This window comes from Nocardia sp. CDC519 (assembly GCF_059509835.1).
This window is the reverse complement of record NZ_CM183377.1, coordinates 3,018,077-3,034,397: the sequence shown is the minus strand read 5'-3', so window position 1 is coordinate 3,034,397 and position 16,321 is coordinate 3,018,077. Positions and strand designations below refer to the sequence as shown.

Annotated in this window: 15 protein-coding genes and 1 pseudogene; 10 read left to right on the top strand and 6 right to left on the bottom strand. The window is 68.5% G+C overall.

What is annotated here, in order from left to right; genetic code table 11:
* Positions 1–197 precede the first annotated feature (197 nt).
* Positions 198–1,853 carry an acyl-CoA synthetase gene (locus AC5W7N_RS13675; protein ID WP_495923917.1) on the top strand — a complete coding sequence of 552 codons (1,656 nt, stop codon included), beginning with the start codon at positions 198–200 and terminating at the stop codon, positions 1,851–1,853.
* A 77-nt stretch (positions 1,854–1,930) separates the two neighbouring features.
* Positions 1,931–2,080 (top strand): hypothetical protein, encoded by a 150-nt coding sequence (locus tag AC5W7N_RS13670; protein WP_195019461.1) that lies wholly within the window; start codon positions 1,931–1,933, stop codon positions 2,078–2,080.
* Between the two features lie 83 nt (positions 2,081–2,163).
* On the opposite strand, the gene AC5W7N_RS13665 is transcribed toward AC5W7N_RS13670, so the two are convergent.
* Complete coding sequence (locus AC5W7N_RS13665; RefSeq protein WP_163811011.1) at positions 2,164–2,793, bottom strand: hypothetical protein; 630 nt, start codon at positions 2,791–2,793, stop codon at positions 2,164–2,166.
* Positions 2,794–3,074: 281 nt separating this feature from the next.
* On the opposite strand from AC5W7N_RS13665, the gene AC5W7N_RS13660 reads away from it, so the two are divergent.
* The 4 genes from AC5W7N_RS13660 to AC5W7N_RS13645 all read left to right on the top strand — a co-directional run bounded on the left by AC5W7N_RS13660 (position 3,075) and on the right by AC5W7N_RS13645 (position 6,904).
* Entirely contained in the window at positions 3,075–3,434 is a 360-nt protein-coding gene (locus tag AC5W7N_RS13660) for a hypothetical protein (RefSeq protein WP_163811009.1), read from the top strand.
* A gap of 362 nt (positions 3,435–3,796) precedes the next feature.
* Complete coding sequence (locus AC5W7N_RS13655) at positions 3,797–4,654, top strand: polysaccharide deacetylase family protein (RefSeq protein WP_495923915.1); 858 nt, start codon at positions 3,797–3,799, stop codon at positions 4,652–4,654.
* Positions 4,655–4,773: 119 nt separating this feature from the next.
* Positions 4,774–5,385 (top strand): TetR/AcrR family transcriptional regulator, encoded by a 612-nt coding sequence (locus tag AC5W7N_RS13650; RefSeq protein ID WP_194990403.1) that lies wholly within the window; start codon positions 4,774–4,776, stop codon positions 5,383–5,385.
* Between the two features lie 181 nt (positions 5,386–5,566).
* Positions 5,567–6,904: a flavin monoamine oxidase family protein gene (locus AC5W7N_RS13645; RefSeq protein ID WP_194990404.1), complete on the top strand. Its 1,338-nt coding sequence runs from the start codon at positions 5,567–5,569 to the stop codon at positions 6,902–6,904.
* 52 nt (positions 6,905–6,956) lie between these two features.
* On the opposite strand, the gene AC5W7N_RS13640 is transcribed toward AC5W7N_RS13645, so the two are convergent.
* The gene (locus AC5W7N_RS13640; protein ID WP_194990405.1) at positions 6,957–7,913 is read right to left on the bottom strand and encodes a hypothetical protein; all 957 of its coding nucleotides are present in this window, start codon (positions 7,911–7,913) and stop codon (positions 6,957–6,959) included.
* Positions 7,894–8,730, bottom strand: coding sequence for a hypothetical protein (locus tag AC5W7N_RS13635; protein WP_495923912.1), 837 nt, complete (start codon positions 8,728–8,730; stop codon positions 7,894–7,896). Before AC5W7N_RS13635 ends, AC5W7N_RS13640 begins: the two co-directional genes overlap by 20 nt.
* A 305-nt stretch (positions 8,731–9,035) precedes the next feature.
* Between AC5W7N_RS13635 and AC5W7N_RS13630 the strand changes: the two genes are divergently transcribed.
* Positions 9,036–9,764 carry a PAS and ANTAR domain-containing protein gene (locus AC5W7N_RS13630; protein WP_490724055.1) on the top strand — a complete coding sequence of 243 codons (729 nt, stop codon included), beginning with the start codon at positions 9,036–9,038 and terminating at the stop codon, positions 9,762–9,764.
* 84 nt (positions 9,765–9,848) lie between these two features.
* On the opposite strand, the gene AC5W7N_RS13625 is transcribed toward AC5W7N_RS13630, so the two are convergent.
* The 3 genes and pseudogenes from AC5W7N_RS13625 to AC5W7N_RS13615 form a co-directional block, all read right to left on the bottom strand.
* Positions 9,849–10,394, bottom strand: a complete 546-nt coding sequence (locus tag AC5W7N_RS13625; RefSeq protein WP_195019466.1) for an STAS domain-containing protein — start codon at positions 10,392–10,394, stop codon at positions 9,849–9,851.
* Positions 10,395–10,536: 142 nt separating this feature from the next.
* Positions 10,537–10,884, bottom strand: coding sequence for a hypothetical protein (locus AC5W7N_RS13620; RefSeq protein WP_495923911.1), 348 nt, complete (start codon positions 10,882–10,884; stop codon positions 10,537–10,539).
* Positions 10,881–11,758, bottom strand: a pseudogene (locus tag AC5W7N_RS13615) (molybdopterin dinucleotide binding domain-containing protein); the annotation flags it as partial. The gene AC5W7N_RS13620 and the pseudogene AC5W7N_RS13615, both read right to left, overlap by 4 nt.
* 139 nt (positions 11,759–11,897) lie before the next feature.
* On the opposite strand from AC5W7N_RS13615, the gene AC5W7N_RS13610 reads away from it, so the two are divergent.
* The 3 genes from AC5W7N_RS13610 (at position 11,898) to ligD (ending at position 16,255) form a co-directional block, all read left to right on the top strand.
* Positions 11,898–13,178, top strand: a complete 1,281-nt coding sequence (locus AC5W7N_RS13610; protein WP_495923909.1) for an ATP-grasp domain-containing protein — start codon at positions 11,898–11,900, stop codon at positions 13,176–13,178.
* A complete protein-coding gene (locus tag AC5W7N_RS13605; RefSeq protein ID WP_194990411.1) occupies positions 13,179–15,224 on the top strand; it encodes a CocE/NonD family hydrolase in 2,046 nt (681 codons plus the stop codon).
* Between the two features lie 89 nt (positions 15,225–15,313).
* Positions 15,314–16,255 carry a non-homologous end-joining DNA ligase gene (gene ligD, locus AC5W7N_RS13600; RefSeq protein ID WP_495924115.1) on the top strand — a complete coding sequence of 314 codons (942 nt, stop codon included), beginning with the start codon at positions 15,314–15,316 and terminating at the stop codon, positions 16,253–16,255.
* Positions 16,256–16,321 lie beyond the last annotated feature (66 nt).

The following is a 16,321-nucleotide window of genomic DNA, read 5'->3' as shown; positions in this document are numbered from 1 at the left end:
CCGGCCGCCCGACCGAGCCGACGCCGGACTACCAACCAGGCCGAGGGCCTCAACAGTCACTCCGGCGCGACGCCCGCACCGCTCGGTCGAGTCGACACAGAAAACGCGGCACACTTGCCCGAGCCAGTAAGTTAATGAGTATTCTCCAAGTGAAACGTGGAGAATACGAGCCCGACGCATTCGACTGGAGACCGGCGATGGCACACCGAAGCACACCGAACGCGGCCCTGCGCACCGTCAGCGGTGCGGCATCGGCGCTGGCGGTCCTCACCAGGCGCGGCATGATCGATCCCCGCCGCCCGGCCGAGATCATCCGGACGCTGCGCGATGCGGCGGTCTTCGGCCCGTTCGTCACCGTTCTCGGCCACGGCCTGCACCGTCATCCCGGCCGGACCGCGATCATCGACGAGCGCGGCCCGCTCACCTTCGGTGAGCTGGACACCTTGTCGAACGCGCTCGCCCGTGGACTCGGCGCCGAGGGGATCGGTCCCGGCGACGTGGTCGCGGCACTGTGCCGCGACCATCGCGGCATGGTGCTCACCCTGCTCGCCGCGGGCAAACTCGGAGCCCGAATCGTACTGTTGAACACCGGCTTCGCCGCACCGCAGCTGGCCGAGGTGGTGCGGCGCGAGCGCATCCGGGCGATCGTGCACGACGAGGAATTCTCCGGTGCGCTCGCCGCGGTGCCGGACGACGTGTCCCGGTATCTGTCCTGGGTCGATTCCGCCGACGGCAGCGTGGCCACCATCGACTCGCTCATCGCCGCGAGCGCCACCGAACCTCCGCGCAGACCGAAGCGCCCCGGCGGCATGGTCATCCTGACCAGCGGCACCACCGGGACACCGAAAGGCGCTCCCCGCGACAAGGTGTCGCCGCTGCAGTCGGCACAGTTCCTGGACCGGGTGCCGCTGCCACGCGACAACACCATGGTGATGGCCGCGCCGATCTTCCACGGCACCGGCCTGTCGCAGTTCACGCTGGGCTGGGCGCTGGGCAATACGGTGGTCTTCCAGCAGCGCAAGTTCGATCCGGAACGCACCGTGCGCACCGTCGCCGAGCACCATGCCGCCACCTTGGTGCTGGTGCCGACGATGCTGCAGCGGATCCTCGACCTCGGCCCCGACGTCCTCGCCCGGTACGACACCTCCGCGCTGCGGGTGATCTTCGCAGCCGGGTCCGCGGTCTCGCCGGACCTGAGCCGGCGCGCGGCCGAGGCGTTCGGAGACGTGCTCTACAACCTCTACGCGTCGACCGAAGTGGCGGTCGCCGCCGTCGCCACCCCGCACGATATGCGGGTGGCGCCGGGGACCGTCGGCTACCCGCCGGTGGGCTGTCGCGTCGCGATCTACGACGAGAACCGCGACAGGGTCACCAGGCCGGGCGAGATCGGCACCATCTTCGTCTCCAGCGGGCTGAGCTTCAGCGGCTACACCGACGGCCGGAACAAGGAAATCGTCGACGGCCTGCTCTCCTCGGGCGACGTGGGGCATTTCGACGCCGACGGACGGCTGTTCATCGACGGCCGCGACGACGAGATGATCATTTCCGGCGGCGAGAACGTCTACCCGTCGGAGGTCGAGAATCTACTCACCGAACGTTCCGATATCGCCGAGGCCGCGTTGATCGGCGTCGCCGATCGCGACTTCGGTCAACGCCTGCGCGCCTTCGTCGTCCCCGCGGGCGGCGCGGCACTCGACCCGCAGGAGATCAAGGATTACGTGAAGGCCCATCTCGCCCGGCACAAGGTCCCGCGTGAAGTCGACGTCATAGCCGAATTGCCGCGCAACGCCACCGGAAAGCTACTGCGCCGTCAGTTGATCGAACAATCGTCCACGGACTCCGCCGTCGACTGAAGTGGCCCTCGCGGTGGGCGATACTGCCGAGGACCTGTCCATGTTCGCGGTGGCCGATCTCGCGCGGGCGCCGCGCAATGCGGACCCTGCCGCCCCGGACCACCCTGCTCGCCGCCGTGCTCGGCCTCCGTGAGGACGGGCTGCGCGGGCTGCCGATCCGCACCGCCCGGCTCACCGCGCTCCTCGTCCGGCCGTCGCACTGGTGCGAGTCCGGGCGCGCCGGCTGACGGGCTCGAACGGCACTGTGTCCGGCTGCGCTGAACCGGTTGTGCGCCAAAGGAACAGCGCACAACCGGGTCAGCGACGGGTGCTACACGGGGCGGTGCCGCAGATGAGGCTTGCGCCACCGCTTGCGGGTGCCCGCCTCGGGCGCGTCGGCGGGTACCACCGGTTCATCGACCATCCGACGAGCACCGGCGTCGGCAGCCACCTCACGCCGGGCGAAGGCGATATCGCGTGCGCTACGCACCGACAGCCGTCCCAGTGAGGTCGCGGCGAAGAACAGGATGAGCGCACCGAGACCGTAGAAGAAGGTCAGTTGCAGCAGCGCGCGCTTCAGGTCCGACGTCGCGACCGGCTCGCCGATATCACCGAGCCGGAGCAGATCGGCCAGCACCGGCCCGATCACGAACCACACCCCCGCCGCCACCGACAGCCAGCCACCGAAGCTGGCCACCACGCGGTTCCTGCTCATCAACATGAGCAGGCCGCCGACAATCGCCGCCACACCGGGCAGCACCTGCAGCCAGCCCCGTGCCGCCGTCCACACCCACGGATCGTCGGGTGTATAGGTGAAGTCGAAGTACGGGCCGATGAACGGGATGAGCGCGCCCCAGATGCCCAGCAGCAGCACCACCAGCCCACCCACGGCCCCGCGGCTGCGCGGAATCCGCAACCGGCTGCCCTGGCCGGTCGAAACATTGCCGTCGACGTCGGTCATGACGCCTCCAATCATCGATAGCTGATGTGGATATCGCATACCCCGTTCGAACCCGGCTACGCATCCATGCCCTGGCACACCACCGGGGAATTCCGCCGATCACGTCCGGCGACAATGCGGGCGGCGCGCTGCTGGGAGCGGTCACAACATCTGCCGACGGCCCTGCTGACCGGCGGCCGGACGCCCTACATTCATCACAGACCCGCGACGATCGGGGTCGGCCTCGGCGCAGCGCGACATCTGTCGTGCTGATCCGGGCCAGCGAAGGTGGTGAACGGACCATGACAGCGTTGTCTCCCCTGGCCTACGGCTATCTGCGCGACGAACTGCTCGTCGACGTCGAACTTCCCCGCTGTGATCAACGCTTGATCGCCATTGCCCGGCGGATGGGATTCGATATGGCCGCCATCTTTCACGAGCGCGCCGATATCGCCTCGCTCGTGCCGGGGGCGTTCCTCGATCTGGTGCACGAGTGCCGGCGGGCCCGCGCGCGGATGGTGTTCACGCTGCCAGGGCATATCGCGGGACTGACCGTTCCGGCGGCGTCGTTGCTGCACGTGCTCGCCGACCGTGGCGAGGCCGCGGTGTTCGAGGTGCCCGAATCCACGTGGCGCGATCCGTGGGATGCGGCCTGGCTGTGAACACCCGGGCGAGCCGGTGCTCCCGCGCGGGCTGCGGATCCCGCGCGGGAGCGCGCCGTGGCCGATCGACGGTCCATCGCAGGGGGCGCGGCAAGCAAGTGGTCGCGAATGGGCTTGCCGTTCACATCGTTTCCGACCAGGGCAATTCCCACGGTACGCACGGCACCCGCGCAGGCACATACCTCTCGGCTACGTCTGGGCAAATCACTGCTCGGCCGGAGGCCGGTTGGTCGCGAGCACAAGCTCGTGTCGCGTGCGGTCCCCTATCCGTCGCCTGTCCCCGTCGCGCACGCGGGCCGTAACGCATACCGTTCGCGGCGGTGCCCGCGGCGGGCGGCACGCACGCAACCGGAAGGACCCGTATGGACAACGCGCTCTACGACTACAGCCCGATCGTCGATCGGGAACCGATTCAGTGGCCCGGTGGTGCCCGCATCGCGTTCTACGTCGGTCTGAATATCGAGCATTTCCCGGTGGACGCACCCGCCACCAGCCTGAACGAGGCCACCGCCGGTCTGGTGCCCGACCCACTGAACTACGGCTGGCGCGATTACGGGCCGCGGGTGGGTATCTGGCGGATCGCCGAGATCCTCGACCGGCGCGGCATCCGCGCCAGCGCGCTCGTCAATTCGGCGGTGTGCGAGAAGTATCCGCAGATCATCGCGGCCGGCCAGCAGCGCGACTGGGCATGGCTGGCGCACGGCCGCGACAATGCCACGGTGCAGTCGGCCGTCGAGGACGAACGCGCCTACCTGACCGACGTGATCGCCACCATCGAGAAGGCGACCGGCCAACGCCCGCGCGGCTGGCTCGGCCCCGCACTCAGCGAAACCTTCGACACCCCAGAGATCCTGGCCGAACTCGGCCTCACCTACCTGCTCGACTGGACCGCCGACGACCAGCCGTTCCGGCTGAACGTGCCCGGACTGCTGAGTGTGCCCTACTCCGTCGAGCTCAACGATCTCGGCCTGTTCACGATGAAGAGCTTCACCGGCCCGGACTTCGTGCAGATCGTGACCGACCACTTCGACCAGCTCTACGCCGACTCCGCGCAGAGCGGGCGGGTCATGGCGCTGGCCCTGCACCCGTTCGTCACCGGCCAGCCCTACCGCGCCAAATATCTCGACCAGGCCCTGGAATACATCGCCGGCCACCACGGCGTCTGGCTCACCACCAGCGATGAGATCGCCGAACACTACGCGGCGGCGAACCAGAGCTGAACCCGTACGCGGCGGCCGTCCACTTTCTCCGCTACCCTACAGTCGGTCGAACGTCCGACTTCCGGCGCGACCACACTACGGCGGCGCGGAACTCGATCGGCCCGATGAGGAGGACGCCGATGGCCTACGTCAAAGCAACCGAGCGTGAGGGGCAGATCGTCGCGGCGGCGATCCGGGTGCTCGGTGAGGTCGGGGTGGGCGGCATCACGACGCGCGCGGTCGCGGTCGAGGCCGGCATTCCCTTGGGCACATTGCACTACGTGTTCCCCACCAAGGACAAAATGCTGCGTGCGGTCATCACCACGGTCGTCGATGACGCAATGGCCGCCGCGCGGGCCGGCCTGGAGCTCGATCAGGGCGTGGAACATGCGATCCGGCACGGTGTCACCAACTTCTGGGACACCCTCGTCGAGGGGGAACCGGGACTCCAGGTCATGCAATACGAGCTGGCCATGTATTCGGTGCGCAGCGAGGGCCCCGGCGGCCTCGCCCGGCTGCTCTGCGAGCGCTACGCGACTCTGGTCGCCGAATTCTGCGAAACGGCCGCGCGAGCGTCGGGCGAACGCTGTGCCGTCGATTTCGGCACTCTCGGCCGGCTCACGTTCGCGGTGGTGGACGGGCTGATCATGCAGCACGTGACCGATCCGGATCTCGCGCGCTCTCGTCGCGACCTCGAACAGGCGGTGGAGATGATCGTCGGCTTCGCCGATCCGCGCCCCGTGTCCCGGTAGCCCACCCGGCACGGTGCTCGTCCCTGGTACCGGCCCGCCTCGGCCCTTGCGGGCCCCGGGATCGACGTCTACCGTAAATGTCGTACGGTTGACCGACTTAGTTCAGCTCGGGGCGGGCCGTCTCGCGGCAACCGCCGGGGACCGTGCACAGCAATCCGAACCCGCGGAGAAGGGCTAGGTCATGGATGACAACTCGGTGCAGGCATCGCGCGAGCGGACCGTGGTGGTGGTCGGTGCGGGCCTGGCCGGGTTGACGGCGGCGCGCATACTGCATCAGCGCGGTACCGACGTGATCGTGCTCGAGGCGGCCGACCGGATCGGCGGGCGAGCGATGAGTGCGACCACGATGCTGGATTCGCGGGTGGATCTCGGTGGTCAATGGATCGGCCACGATCATCATCGGATCACCGCGGTGGCGGCCGAATTCGGCCTCACGCCGTTCCCGATGCACACCGGGCCCCTTCCCGCCGTGGTGACCGGCGCACGCCGGTTGTCTCCGGTAGGTCCGTCGATGCTCACGGCCGGGCTGGTGCTGGCCGGAGTCGAACTGCTGGCGCGGATCGGCGCACCAGCGCGGTGCAACGACTCGACCGTCGAGCAATGGTTGCGGCGAGTGCCCGGCCGCACAGCACGCCGGCTGTTGGAAGTGATCGCGGAGGTCTCGTGGACGGCCGACCTCGACCGGATCTCGGTTCAGGCGATGACGAAGATGATCCGAGCCCAGGGCGGTCTGCGCACCATCATGTCCACCGCGGGCGGCGCGCAGGAATTCCTGCTGACCGAAGGCGTGGGCGCGCTCGTCGACGGTCTGGCCGCCGAACTCGGTGTGCGTGTGCGATGCGGGCAGCCGGTCACCTCGATCGAACGCGGCGACCGCGGCATCACCGTCCGCACGCCGGACGACGAGATCCGCGCCGCGAAGGTGATCGTCACCGTGCCCGCCCCCATGCAACGGCACATCACCTTCACCCCCGCGCTGCCGCCGAGCCGAATCGCGCTCACGCAGAACACCTACATGGGTTCGGTCTACAAGGCGATCGCGGTCTATGAGCGCCCGTTCTGGCGAAGCCGTCACGGCGGTGAATTCATCCAGCTCGACAACCCCGGCAGTGCCGTCTTCGACACCAGCCCACCCGGTGGACCAGGCCACCTGTGTGTCCTCGCCGCCGGCCCCCGCGCCCGCGATCTCGACCACCTCGATCCGGCGGACCGCCGCACCACCATCCTCGGCCCACTGATCCCGCACATCGGCCCCGAGGTCACCGAACCGGTCGACTGGCACGAGAAGTCCTGGCACCGTGACCAGTACGCGGGTGGCGGGTACGTCGCCCTTCCCGAACCAGGGACCACCGACGGATTCCCACCCTTCCCGGCCACACCGGTCGGCGATATCCATTGGGCGGGAACGGAAACCGCGGACGGGCACGCCGGCTACCTCGACGGCGCCATCGAATCGGGCACCCGCGCGGCCCATGAGGTCCTCACGGCCTTGAACGACCGCGATTCCGTCGGCCGGTAGCGCGAGCCGGTTTCCCCTACTGCACCCCGCATTCAGCGCGCGGTCGCGAGTGTCAGCAGCGGTCGCCTGCGGGGTTGTCGGACAGGCGGAACTCGAATCGCACCGCGCCGGGTGCGGAGGCCGGCAGAACGATGGCGGCGCCGCGGTGGGTGGGCCAGTTGCGTGGGAGCAGGACATATTGGTCGCCGATATGGGAGAGCATGACCAGACCGTCGTAGCGGAATCGGTAACCGGAATTGTCGGCGGGGTCGCAGGCGACCTTGCGCACGTCGACGCTGGACAGGTGTAGATCCTTTTCGCTGTAGACGACAACGCCCGGGCTGTACGGGATTTCCGCGGTCGACAGCTGGGCTCGGGAGTTGCCGACCGCCGCCGAGTAGTCGGTCGCGACCCAGAACAGGCTGATTCCGACGACGACGAACAGGATCGTCCACTCGATCACCGCCGCGGCCTCCGAGCGCGGCGGCGCCTGCGGGTCGCGCTCACGCAACAGTTGCCTGCGTTGCAGGACGACGTACCAGAGCAAGCCGACCCCGGCGATGACCGACAGCGGTGCCGCACCGAGCATGTTGTTCAACGGGAACACGAAGAACAGCCGGCTCAACCCGAATGCCAGCACCAGCACCGCGATCGCTGTCACCACCCGCAACTGCCGGCGGCTACGCGGCGCACCGCGCACCGATTCCGGCAACGCCAGATACCCCCAGGTCAAAGCCATCCCGATCACCCCGGCCACGATCAGCGGGACGAACAGGGCATCGACGCTGCGCATCAGGTAGTCGGTGATGCTCGGATGCAGGCTGGCCGACTCGACGCCGAAATGCCGGAAGTACCAGTAGACGTGGTTCCAGCCGAAGTAGAACAACAGTGCGGTGAGCAGTGTCGTCGGCGCGACGAATTGGCCGAGCGTCGCGGCTACCTTGCCGAATCCCTGGAACGGGGACGATGACGGCTCGTCGCTGCGCGGCTCCGCGCTGCCGGGAGCTGGTTCAGGGGGCTGCTGCGCCATCACCGGTCTCGGGAGTCTCGGTCACGCCTGCTCCAGAGCCACCGGCTCCGCCCTCACCGGTACCGCCCGTTCCACCCCCACCGGAACCACCGGTCCCGCCCTCACCGGAACCGCCCGTTCCACCCTCACCGGAACCGCCCGTCCCGCCCTCACCGGAACCACCGGTCCCACCTTCACCGGAACCGCCCGTCCCGCCCTCGCCGGGACCACCGGTGCCGCCCTCACCGGAACCGCCCGTCCCGCCCTCACCGGAACCACCGGTCCCGCCCTCACCGGAACCGCCCGTCCCACCGGGATCCGTGGGATCGCAGGAAACCGGGCCGGTCAGCAACACCAGTGGCACACCGGGCGTGATGAGCAGATAGCCCCCGATCGGATCGCTCTCATCATCCCACGGTTCGTGTTGCGCGCCGCTGAATCCGTCGTACACGCATTGTGTGCGTTCGGAATCCGGGTTGATGCCCTTCGTCACCACGCACCCGTCGCACACGCTGGCGACAGCGGCACGCACCTCCGCGAGCAATGGGTCGATGGGGGTCCCCTGACGCTGCACCGGGTTCGCGATCCGGATCGGCGCGACCGGCCCACCGCCGCCCCCACCACGATCCGGCTTCCCCGGAACCGGCGGCGGCCCACCGGTTCCCGGGCCGCGTGGCGGCACCTGGCCACCGGTCGTGTTGTCGGGCCCGGCACCGCTCGGCGTGGTCGCGATGGCCGCCTCGTTCGACGTCGTCGCACCGACGGGAGGCGGTGGGGTACGAGCAGTGGGAGGCGTCGTACCGCATCCCGCGCAGATCAGCACCGATGCGGCGGCCACGGCGAATATCGGGGCGATCCCGGGCCATGGTCTCCCGTGATCGGTCCCGGCCGGATCGCCGCCATAGAGAGCCGTTCGAATCGCCTGCGGATCCATCGTCCACCCTCCGCTCCCGGCGATCGCCCTCGCCGGATAGCTAATTGAAGCAGTACCGGCGACCGGTCGCGCGTGATTTCACCATGGGATTCAGAACTGTTTCCTGGTGTGGTTGTCGAGCCCGCACGGACCCGCCGGCCACCCCGCCTCCGCGATCCGGCTCCTGGCATATTTCCGCTGGTTAGACGATAATCGGGCGGGTGCCGAGCATGCGCGGCGAAAGTGAACCGGGCACCACTGTCCATCCGCTGGAGGCAGTGGCGGGAGAGCCGCAGCGGATGGGGATCCTGCGGCTCTGGTTCACCGACGAGCACTGGGCGTGGTCGGATGAGGCCGCCCGGTTGTACGGATACGAACCCGGCGAGGTGGAGCCGACCACCGAGCTGCTGTTGTCACACAAACATCCCGACGACCGCGAGGGCGTCGCGCGGTGCATCGCGCAGGCCATCGAGACCGGTGAACCGTTCTCCAGCAGGCACCGCATCGTGGACACCGCCGGGCAGCAGCATCATGTCATCGTGGTGGGCGAGCCGCTGGTCGAGGACGGCGTCGTCGTCGGCGCCACCGGATACTGCGTGGACGTCACCGGATCCTTCGACGTCCAGCGCAAGGAAATCCTCGACGAGACGGTGCCCGACATCATCCACGCCCGATCCGTCATCGAACAGGCCAAGGGCGCTCTGATGCTCATCTACGGTCTCAGTGCCGACGAAGCCTTCCGGGTGCTGCGGTGGCGATCCCAGGAAACCAACATCAAACTGCGCGATTTCGCCGAACTACTCGTCGCAGCACTTCCCACACAGGGCGAGGCGCCTGCGCAGCAGCGCATCCGATTCGACCACATGCTGCTCACCGTGCACCGGCGACTGGGAGGCGACGGCACGGCAGGCGTCGATCACGGCGGCTCCGACGGGCAGCCGGACGAAGATTCCGCGTGATCGTCGGCGGGCTCGTCTGAGCGGCTGTGTGCCCACGTCGCAGGCCCGGGCCGCCGGCGTGGCATCGAAGTGGCGTGCGCCCGGTCAGCCATGCCCATTCGTCGAGCTGTAGCCGTCCCCGCTCGGCGGCGGGTCGACGAGAGCGGTGCGCGTCTGCTGATGGCGGGTTCCGCGCGGCGGCGGTGAACCGCGCCGGCCCAGCTCGAGCCGGGTCAGCGCGCTCACCACGGTGGAGTGGATGGGTAGCCGCCCGACCCGCGGGTCGGCGGCGGCGAGCCGGAAGACCGTGGAACTGGTACTGACCAGGCACACCGGTACGCCGTCGCGTCCGAAGCGCTCAGCGTCCTCGGCCAGCGTGGCCAAGGTGCGCCAGGACAGGAAATTCAGTCTGGTGGTGTCGACGATCAACCCGCCACCTTTGGCACGCGCATCCTCGGCGGCCTCGGCGACTGCCTGCCGCCATAGCGGGAGCGTGAAGGCGTCGGCCTCGCCGCGCACCGACAGCACGACCGAGCGGCCGCGGCTGCGCCGGCAGCACACCAGCCGGTCCTTCGGATCGGGGTGCCCGCACAGCGCGGAGAGTTCCCGGCGCGGCAACGGGGTGGTCTCGAACTCGGAATGTGGTGCCATCATGCTCCCGAATCAGGTCCGTGCGCTTGCGCGCCCTGATCAGGCCACCCTGCATTCTGAAGGCAAACCTTTGAATACCGACCAGTCTACGACATCGTGTGGTCGGCACCGCTTATTCGTCATAACTCGATGGCCACGGTGGTCAGCCGGCGAGGATCTGCGGGGACAGCACTTTCAGCATGGCGTTCGCCCAGCGCAGCTGACGCAGGGTCTGCGGATGGCAATCCTGTGCCAGTTCCAGCAGATCACTCACCCGTCGCTGTAGTGGTGCGGTGATCGATCGCAGGCTCACCGCGTGGTGCGCGCCGGCACCACGGTGCGGGCGCACTCGCTCGATCCGCTTCCGATGTTCGCGCGACCAGGCGGCGAGATCGCCTGCGATGTAGCGGATCTCGTGCTCGGCGTGGTGATGGGCCGAGAGCGCGGTGCGGTCGTGCTCGAGCGTGTGCTCACCGCGATGGAGTTCGTCGAGCGGCATCGCCAATGTCATCGGGAGCTCCTCGTAGCGGTGACATCGGAGTCCGCCATCGCCTGCGCTCCCCCGCGGGTGGGCGGCACGGACTGGTCCAGCGGCGCCGAGGACGTATTGGTCGGTGCGCGGGCCGGTTCGCTGCCGCGGGCGAGGCGGCGGACCGCTGCCACCGAAGTCTTGAACAGGGGTTGTTTGGACACCGGATCCCAATCGGTGACGGTCATTTCGTTGGCGGCACGATCATGACCGTGCCCCTCGGCATCCCAGTAGCCGTAGTGGAACGGTACGAACAACACACCCCGCCGAATCCTCGATACCCGAGCGTGCGCCCGGATCGTGCCGCGCGGCGAGGTCAGCTCGAGCAGATCTCCCTCGGAGATGCCGAGGTCGGCGGCATCCGCTCCGGCGATCACCACCGCGCAGCATCCGGTAACTGATGCCGGTGTAATCGCAGGGCCGGCCGGCCGAGCACCGCTGCCATGCCTCGAACGCCGATTCCGGATCGTGCCAGGCCGGTAGCGGCTGCCCGTCGAAGGTGCCGGTCTTCTCACCCCACGCCGCCGCGGGCAGCACCACATCGGCCAATTCGGCGGTTTCGGTCCGGAAAATATCCTCCACCATCAGAAACAGCCGCTCCTGCGACAGGATCTCGCGGATACGTCCCAGCTCCGGCAGCGAGACCGCCGGGTTGGTTGCGGAACCCCGGCAGGTCGCCGTCGGCGCCGCATTCGCGGGTGTTCTCGGCGGTGGGCCGGCCGTTCATCTGCAACACCCCGCAGCCGGGCCTGCTGAGCATGCCGCGCACCAGGTGCACATTGTTGACCTGCACCGCGGCGGCCGTGGGCTGATGGAACCCCCGATGGCCGGTCTCAACGAGGGGTGCGCAGCGGCCCGGAATCGTACCGGGTGCGTGCCGCGCCCGGTACGGGGTAGCCGGTGTCCAAGAGCCCGTCGAGCTGTGGCGTGAGAGCGGCTGTCGCTGCCCGGCCCGACGCCGTCATCGCGGTAGCCGCATCTGGAGGACGAACGTGGTGAATGTCTTCGTCCCGGGTCTGACGCGCGGGCAGCGCGCCGACCTGGAGACGGTCGAGGTGCCCGGTGGCTTGCGCGTGCACGGATTGCTCGATTACGACGCGTTGGTCTCGGCCGAGGAGTTCGACTTCGACGAGCTGCTCCGGCGCGCACGCGACGAGCTCGCCGCGTTCGACGGCCCGATCGACGCGATCATCGCGCATTGGGACTTCCCGACCAGCGTGCTCGTGCCGATCCTGGCCGCCGAGTATCACCTGCCCTCGCCGAGCCTGGACAGTGTGATCGGCTGCGAACACAAGTTGTGGAGCCGGCTGCTGCAACGGGCGTCGGTGCCCGAATGCGTCCCCGGGTTCGCCGCCTTCGACCCCTTCGATGCGTACGCGCTGGACACGATCGACCTGGCGTTCCCGTTCTGGGTGAAGCCGATCAAGGCGCATTCCTCACAGCTGGGGTTCGAGATCGCCGACGCACAGCAGTTCGCCGACGCGACCGCCGAGATCAGGGACGCCATCGCGCGCATCGCCGATCCCTTCGACCAGGTACTCGGGCGGGTGCGCGTCCCCGAGGAGGCCCGGGCCGTCGGCGGTCGCACCTGCCTGGCCGAACAGGTCGTCAGCGGGATCCAGGCGGCGCCGGAAGGATCGATGTTCCAGGGCGAGTACCACGTGCACGGGGTGTTCGACATGCGCAAGGACGAAGCGGGCCACAGTTTCGTGCACCTGGACTACCCGGCACGCACGGTGCCGGTCGAGGTCCAACAGCAGATGATCGACGTCACCGAGCGGTACCTGCGCCACATCGGTTTCGACAACGGCTGCTTCAACTCCGAGTTCATGTGGGAGCCGGAGACCGCACAGCTGTGGCTGATCGAGATCAATACCCGGATCTCGCAGTCGCACAGCGATCTGTTCGTCAAAGTCGATGGCACCTCGAATCATTCGGTCGCCATCGACGTCGCGCTCGGGCGCAGGCCGCAGATGCCTTCCCGGCAGGGTGATTTCGCCGTCGCCGCCCAATGCCTGATCCCCCGGTACGACGACGGTGTGGTCACGAGGGTGCCGGCCGAGAGCGAGATCGCGGCGCTGCGCCGGCGGTTCCCGGCGACGGTGGTGCACATCGACGTGAATGTCGGCGACCGCTTGTCGGAGCTGCCGAATCAGGATGCCTATCGGTACCGGCTCGCCACCCTCTACATCGGCGCGAACGATCACGCCGAGCTCGAACAGCGGTATCAGGACTGTCTCGAGGCCCTTCGGTTCGAATTCCAGGAGGTCGACTGAGTGCATACGGTCGAATCGTTGCCCTACCGGGTGCGCGAGATCGAGAACATCTTCATCCCGATGCGCGACGGGGCCCGGCTCGCGGCTCGCGTGTGGCGACCGGTCGCCGACACGCCACTACCTGCGGTGTTCGAGTACATCCCGTATCGCAAACGCGACCTCACCCGAGCCAGAGATGCGTTGAACCATCCCTATCTGGCCGGGCACGGGTATGTCAGCGTGCGGGTCGACCTGCGCGGCAGCGGCGACTCCGACGGTGTGCTCACCGATGAGTACCTGCCCACCGAACACCAGGATGCCTGCGACGTCATCGAATGGCTGGCCGCGCAGCCGTGGTGCGACGGCAATGTCGGCATGATGGGCATTTCCTGGGGCGGTTTCAACAGTTTGCAGGTGGCCGCTCAGCGCCCGCCCGCGTTGAAGGCGGTGATGAGCGCGTCGGCGACCGAGGACCTCTATGTCGACAACATGCACTACATGGGTGGCTGCCTGCTCTCGGACAATTTGTCCGAAGCGACGGTGATGTTCGCCTTCAACAGCCTGCCACCGGATCCGGACATCGTCGGTGATCGCTGGCGCGAGATGTGGCACGAACGGCTGGCGGGCAGTGGGCTGTGGATCGAGCAGTGGCTGCGCCATCAACACCGCGACGACTACTGGAAACGGGCGTCGGTGAACGAGGACTACGGCGCGGTGCGCTGCCCGGTGCTGGTGGTCGGCGGCTGGGCCGACGGATACACCAATGCCATCTTCCGGCTGCTCGAACATCTCGAGGTGCCCCGTCTCGGCATCATCGGACCGTGGGGGCACAAGTACCCGCATCTGGGGGTGCCCGGCCCGGCGATCGGGTTCCTCCAGGAGCTGGTGCGCTGGTGGGATCACTGGCTCAAAGGCGTCGACACCGGGATCATGGACGAGCCGATGCTGCGGGCGTGGATGCAGGACAGCGTGTCACCGCAGCCGTCCTACGAGGACCGGCCCGGCCGCTGGGTCGGTGAACCGCGGTGGCCCTCCGCGGGAATCGAGCCGCGGCACTACGTGCTCGGGCGCTACACCTTGGCCGAGGCGCCGGCCGAGATCGACGCCCGCCTGCTGCACGTGCAGTCGCCATTGAGTGTCGGCATGTTCGCAGGCAAATGGGCGTCCTATGCCGCGACCCCGGATCTCCCGTCGGACCAGCGCGAGGAGGACGGCGGGTCGCTGGTCTTCGAGACCGAGGCATTGGAGGACACCTTCGAGGTGCTGGGGCTGCCGAGCCTGGAGCTGGAGGTGTCGGCGGACCGTCCGAACGCGATGGTCGCCGCGCGGCTGTCGGATGTGGCGCCCAATGGCGAGGCGACCCGGGTGACCTACGGGCTGCTCAACCTCACCCATCGCGACGGCAGCGCCGATCCGCGGCCGCTGGAGCCGGGCCGCCACTACCGGGTCCGGGTGCCGCTCAACGGCATCGCCCACTCGTTCCCGCCCGGTCACCGGATCCGGCTGTCGATCTCCTCGTCGTACTGGCCGCTGGCCTGGCCATCGCCGGAGCCCGTCATGCTCACCCTGGTGGCGGGGCGCAGCTCGCTCATGCTGCCGCATCGTCCGGCCCGGCGCGGGGACACCGAGCCGCGTTCCTTCGGCGCCCCGGAAGCGGCGCCACCGGACGCCAGCACTCGGTTGCAGCCGGGCAAGCACCACTGGAAGGTGGAACGCGACCTGGCCAGCGGCGTCTCCACGCTCGAAGTGGAGAACGACCAGGGCATCATCCGTTTGGACGAGACCGGAACCCGGGTCCGGCGTGCCACCACCGAATGGTTCAGCTTCCGTGGCAACGATGTCACCTCCGTACGCGGCGAGACCCGCACCGTGCGCCGTCTCGAACGCGGCAGCTGGCGCACCGAGATCGTCACCCGCACCGTGCTGCGCTGCACCGCCGAGGAGTTCGTCATCGACGCCCGGCTCGACGCCTACGAGATCGACCTGTCCACCGTCGACCCGCGGGTGGTCGACCAGCGGGTGTATTCGCAGAACTGGCACCGGCGCATCCCCCGCGACCTGGTGTGAACACGCCGCCCGACCGTGCCCCGAGCGAATCGGCGGACGCGGAGGTTTGCTGCGGATACGCTGGGGCGGTGGTCGCGGTTCCGGCGCCGATGCTTGCCGTCTCAGGACGGCCGCCCGATGATGCCGAGTGGGCGGTCGAGATGAAGTGGGACGGGGTGCGGGCGATCGTGGTCTGCGGGGGCGGTGAATGCCGGCTCTACAGCCGCAATCAGCGCGATGTCACCGGGTCGTATCCGGAGTTGGCCGGCGTGCTCGGCGATCTGGCGGGCGGGCGTGAGCTGGTACTCGACGGCGAGATCATCGCCCAGAGCGCCACGGGCGCGCCGTCGTTCGCATTGTTGCAGCGGCGGATGCATGTCGTGCGGCCGACCAACCAATTGATCGCCGCGGTGCCGGTGCAGCTGCATCTGTTCGACATCCTCGGTGCCGGCCCCGACTCGCTGACCGGCCTGCCGTACCTGCGACGGCGCGAGCGTTTGCAGGAGCTGGAGTTCACCGACGCGCCGGTGCGCACTCCGCCGCACTGGCTCGACGTCGACGCCGACAAGCTCATCGCCGTGGCCCGGGAGAACCATCTCGAAGGCATCGTGTCCAAACGCATCGATTCCACCTATCAGCCCGGCCGCCGCTCCCCCGACTGGATCAAAACGCCCCTGCGCAAGACCACCGAGGCGATCGTGGCGGGCTGGACCACCGGCAACGGCGCCATGGCATCCACCTTCGGATCGTTGATCCTCGGCGCCCACGACCCGGACGGCCGCCTCGTCTACCTCGGCAACGTCGGTACCGGCTTCACCGCCGCCGTCCGCCGCTCCCTGCGCGCCCGTCTCGATACCCTCGCCCGCACCGATCCGCCCTTCCCCCAACCGCCGCCCCGCTCCGCCGTCGGCGCCGCCCACTGGGTGGACCCGGTCCTGGTCGGCGATATCGAATACCGCGAATACACCGGCGAGGGCCTACGCCACCCCAGCTGGCGCGGGCTGCGCAATGACAAGACACCGCAGCAGGTCGGCGTTCCGGCGAGCAGTTGAGGTCACACCCGAGCCGCAGCCGTCGGGCACGGCGGCCCTGGAAGCACCGGAGTGCTCATGCGTCGC

What these genes read in the sequence shown, in the direction of transcription:
- AC5W7N_RS13675 (WP_495923917.1), top strand. Translation starts at nt 198, where the DNA reads ATGGCACACCGAAGCACACCGAACGCGGCCCTGCGCACCGTCAGCGGT.
- AC5W7N_RS13670 (WP_195019461.1), top strand. Translation starts at nt 1,931, where the DNA reads ATGCGGACCCTGCCGCCCCGGACCACCCTGCTCGCCGCCGTGCTCGGC.
- AC5W7N_RS13665 (WP_163811011.1), bottom strand. Translation starts at nt 2,793, where the DNA reads ATGACCGACGTCGACGGCAATGTTTCGACCGGCCAGGGCAGCCGGTTG.
- AC5W7N_RS13660 (WP_163811009.1), top strand. Translation starts at nt 3,075, where the DNA reads ATGACAGCGTTGTCTCCCCTGGCCTACGGCTATCTGCGCGACGAACTG.
- AC5W7N_RS13655 (WP_495923915.1), top strand. Translation starts at nt 3,797, where the DNA reads ATGGACAACGCGCTCTACGACTACAGCCCGATCGTCGATCGGGAACCG.
- AC5W7N_RS13650 (WP_194990403.1), top strand. Translation starts at nt 4,774, where the DNA reads ATGGCCTACGTCAAAGCAACCGAGCGTGAGGGGCAGATCGTCGCGGCG.
- AC5W7N_RS13645 (WP_194990404.1), top strand. Translation starts at nt 5,567, where the DNA reads ATGGATGACAACTCGGTGCAGGCATCGCGCGAGCGGACCGTGGTGGTG.
- AC5W7N_RS13640 (WP_194990405.1), bottom strand. Translation starts at nt 7,913, where the DNA reads ATGGCGCAGCAGCCCCCTGAACCAGCTCCCGGCAGCGCGGAGCCGCGC.
- AC5W7N_RS13630 (WP_490724055.1), top strand. Translation starts at nt 9,036, where the DNA reads ATGCGCGGCGAAAGTGAACCGGGCACCACTGTCCATCCGCTGGAGGCA.
- AC5W7N_RS13625 (WP_195019466.1), bottom strand. Translation starts at nt 10,394, where the DNA reads ATGGCACCACATTCCGAGTTCGAGACCACCCCGTTGCCGCGCCGGGAA.
- AC5W7N_RS13620 (WP_495923911.1), bottom strand. Translation starts at nt 10,884, where the DNA reads ATGACATTGGCGATGCCGCTCGACGAACTCCATCGCGGTGAGCACACG.
- ligD (WP_495924115.1), top strand. Translation starts at nt 15,314, where the DNA reads ATGCTTGCCGTCTCAGGACGGCCGCCCGATGATGCCGAGTGGGCGGTC.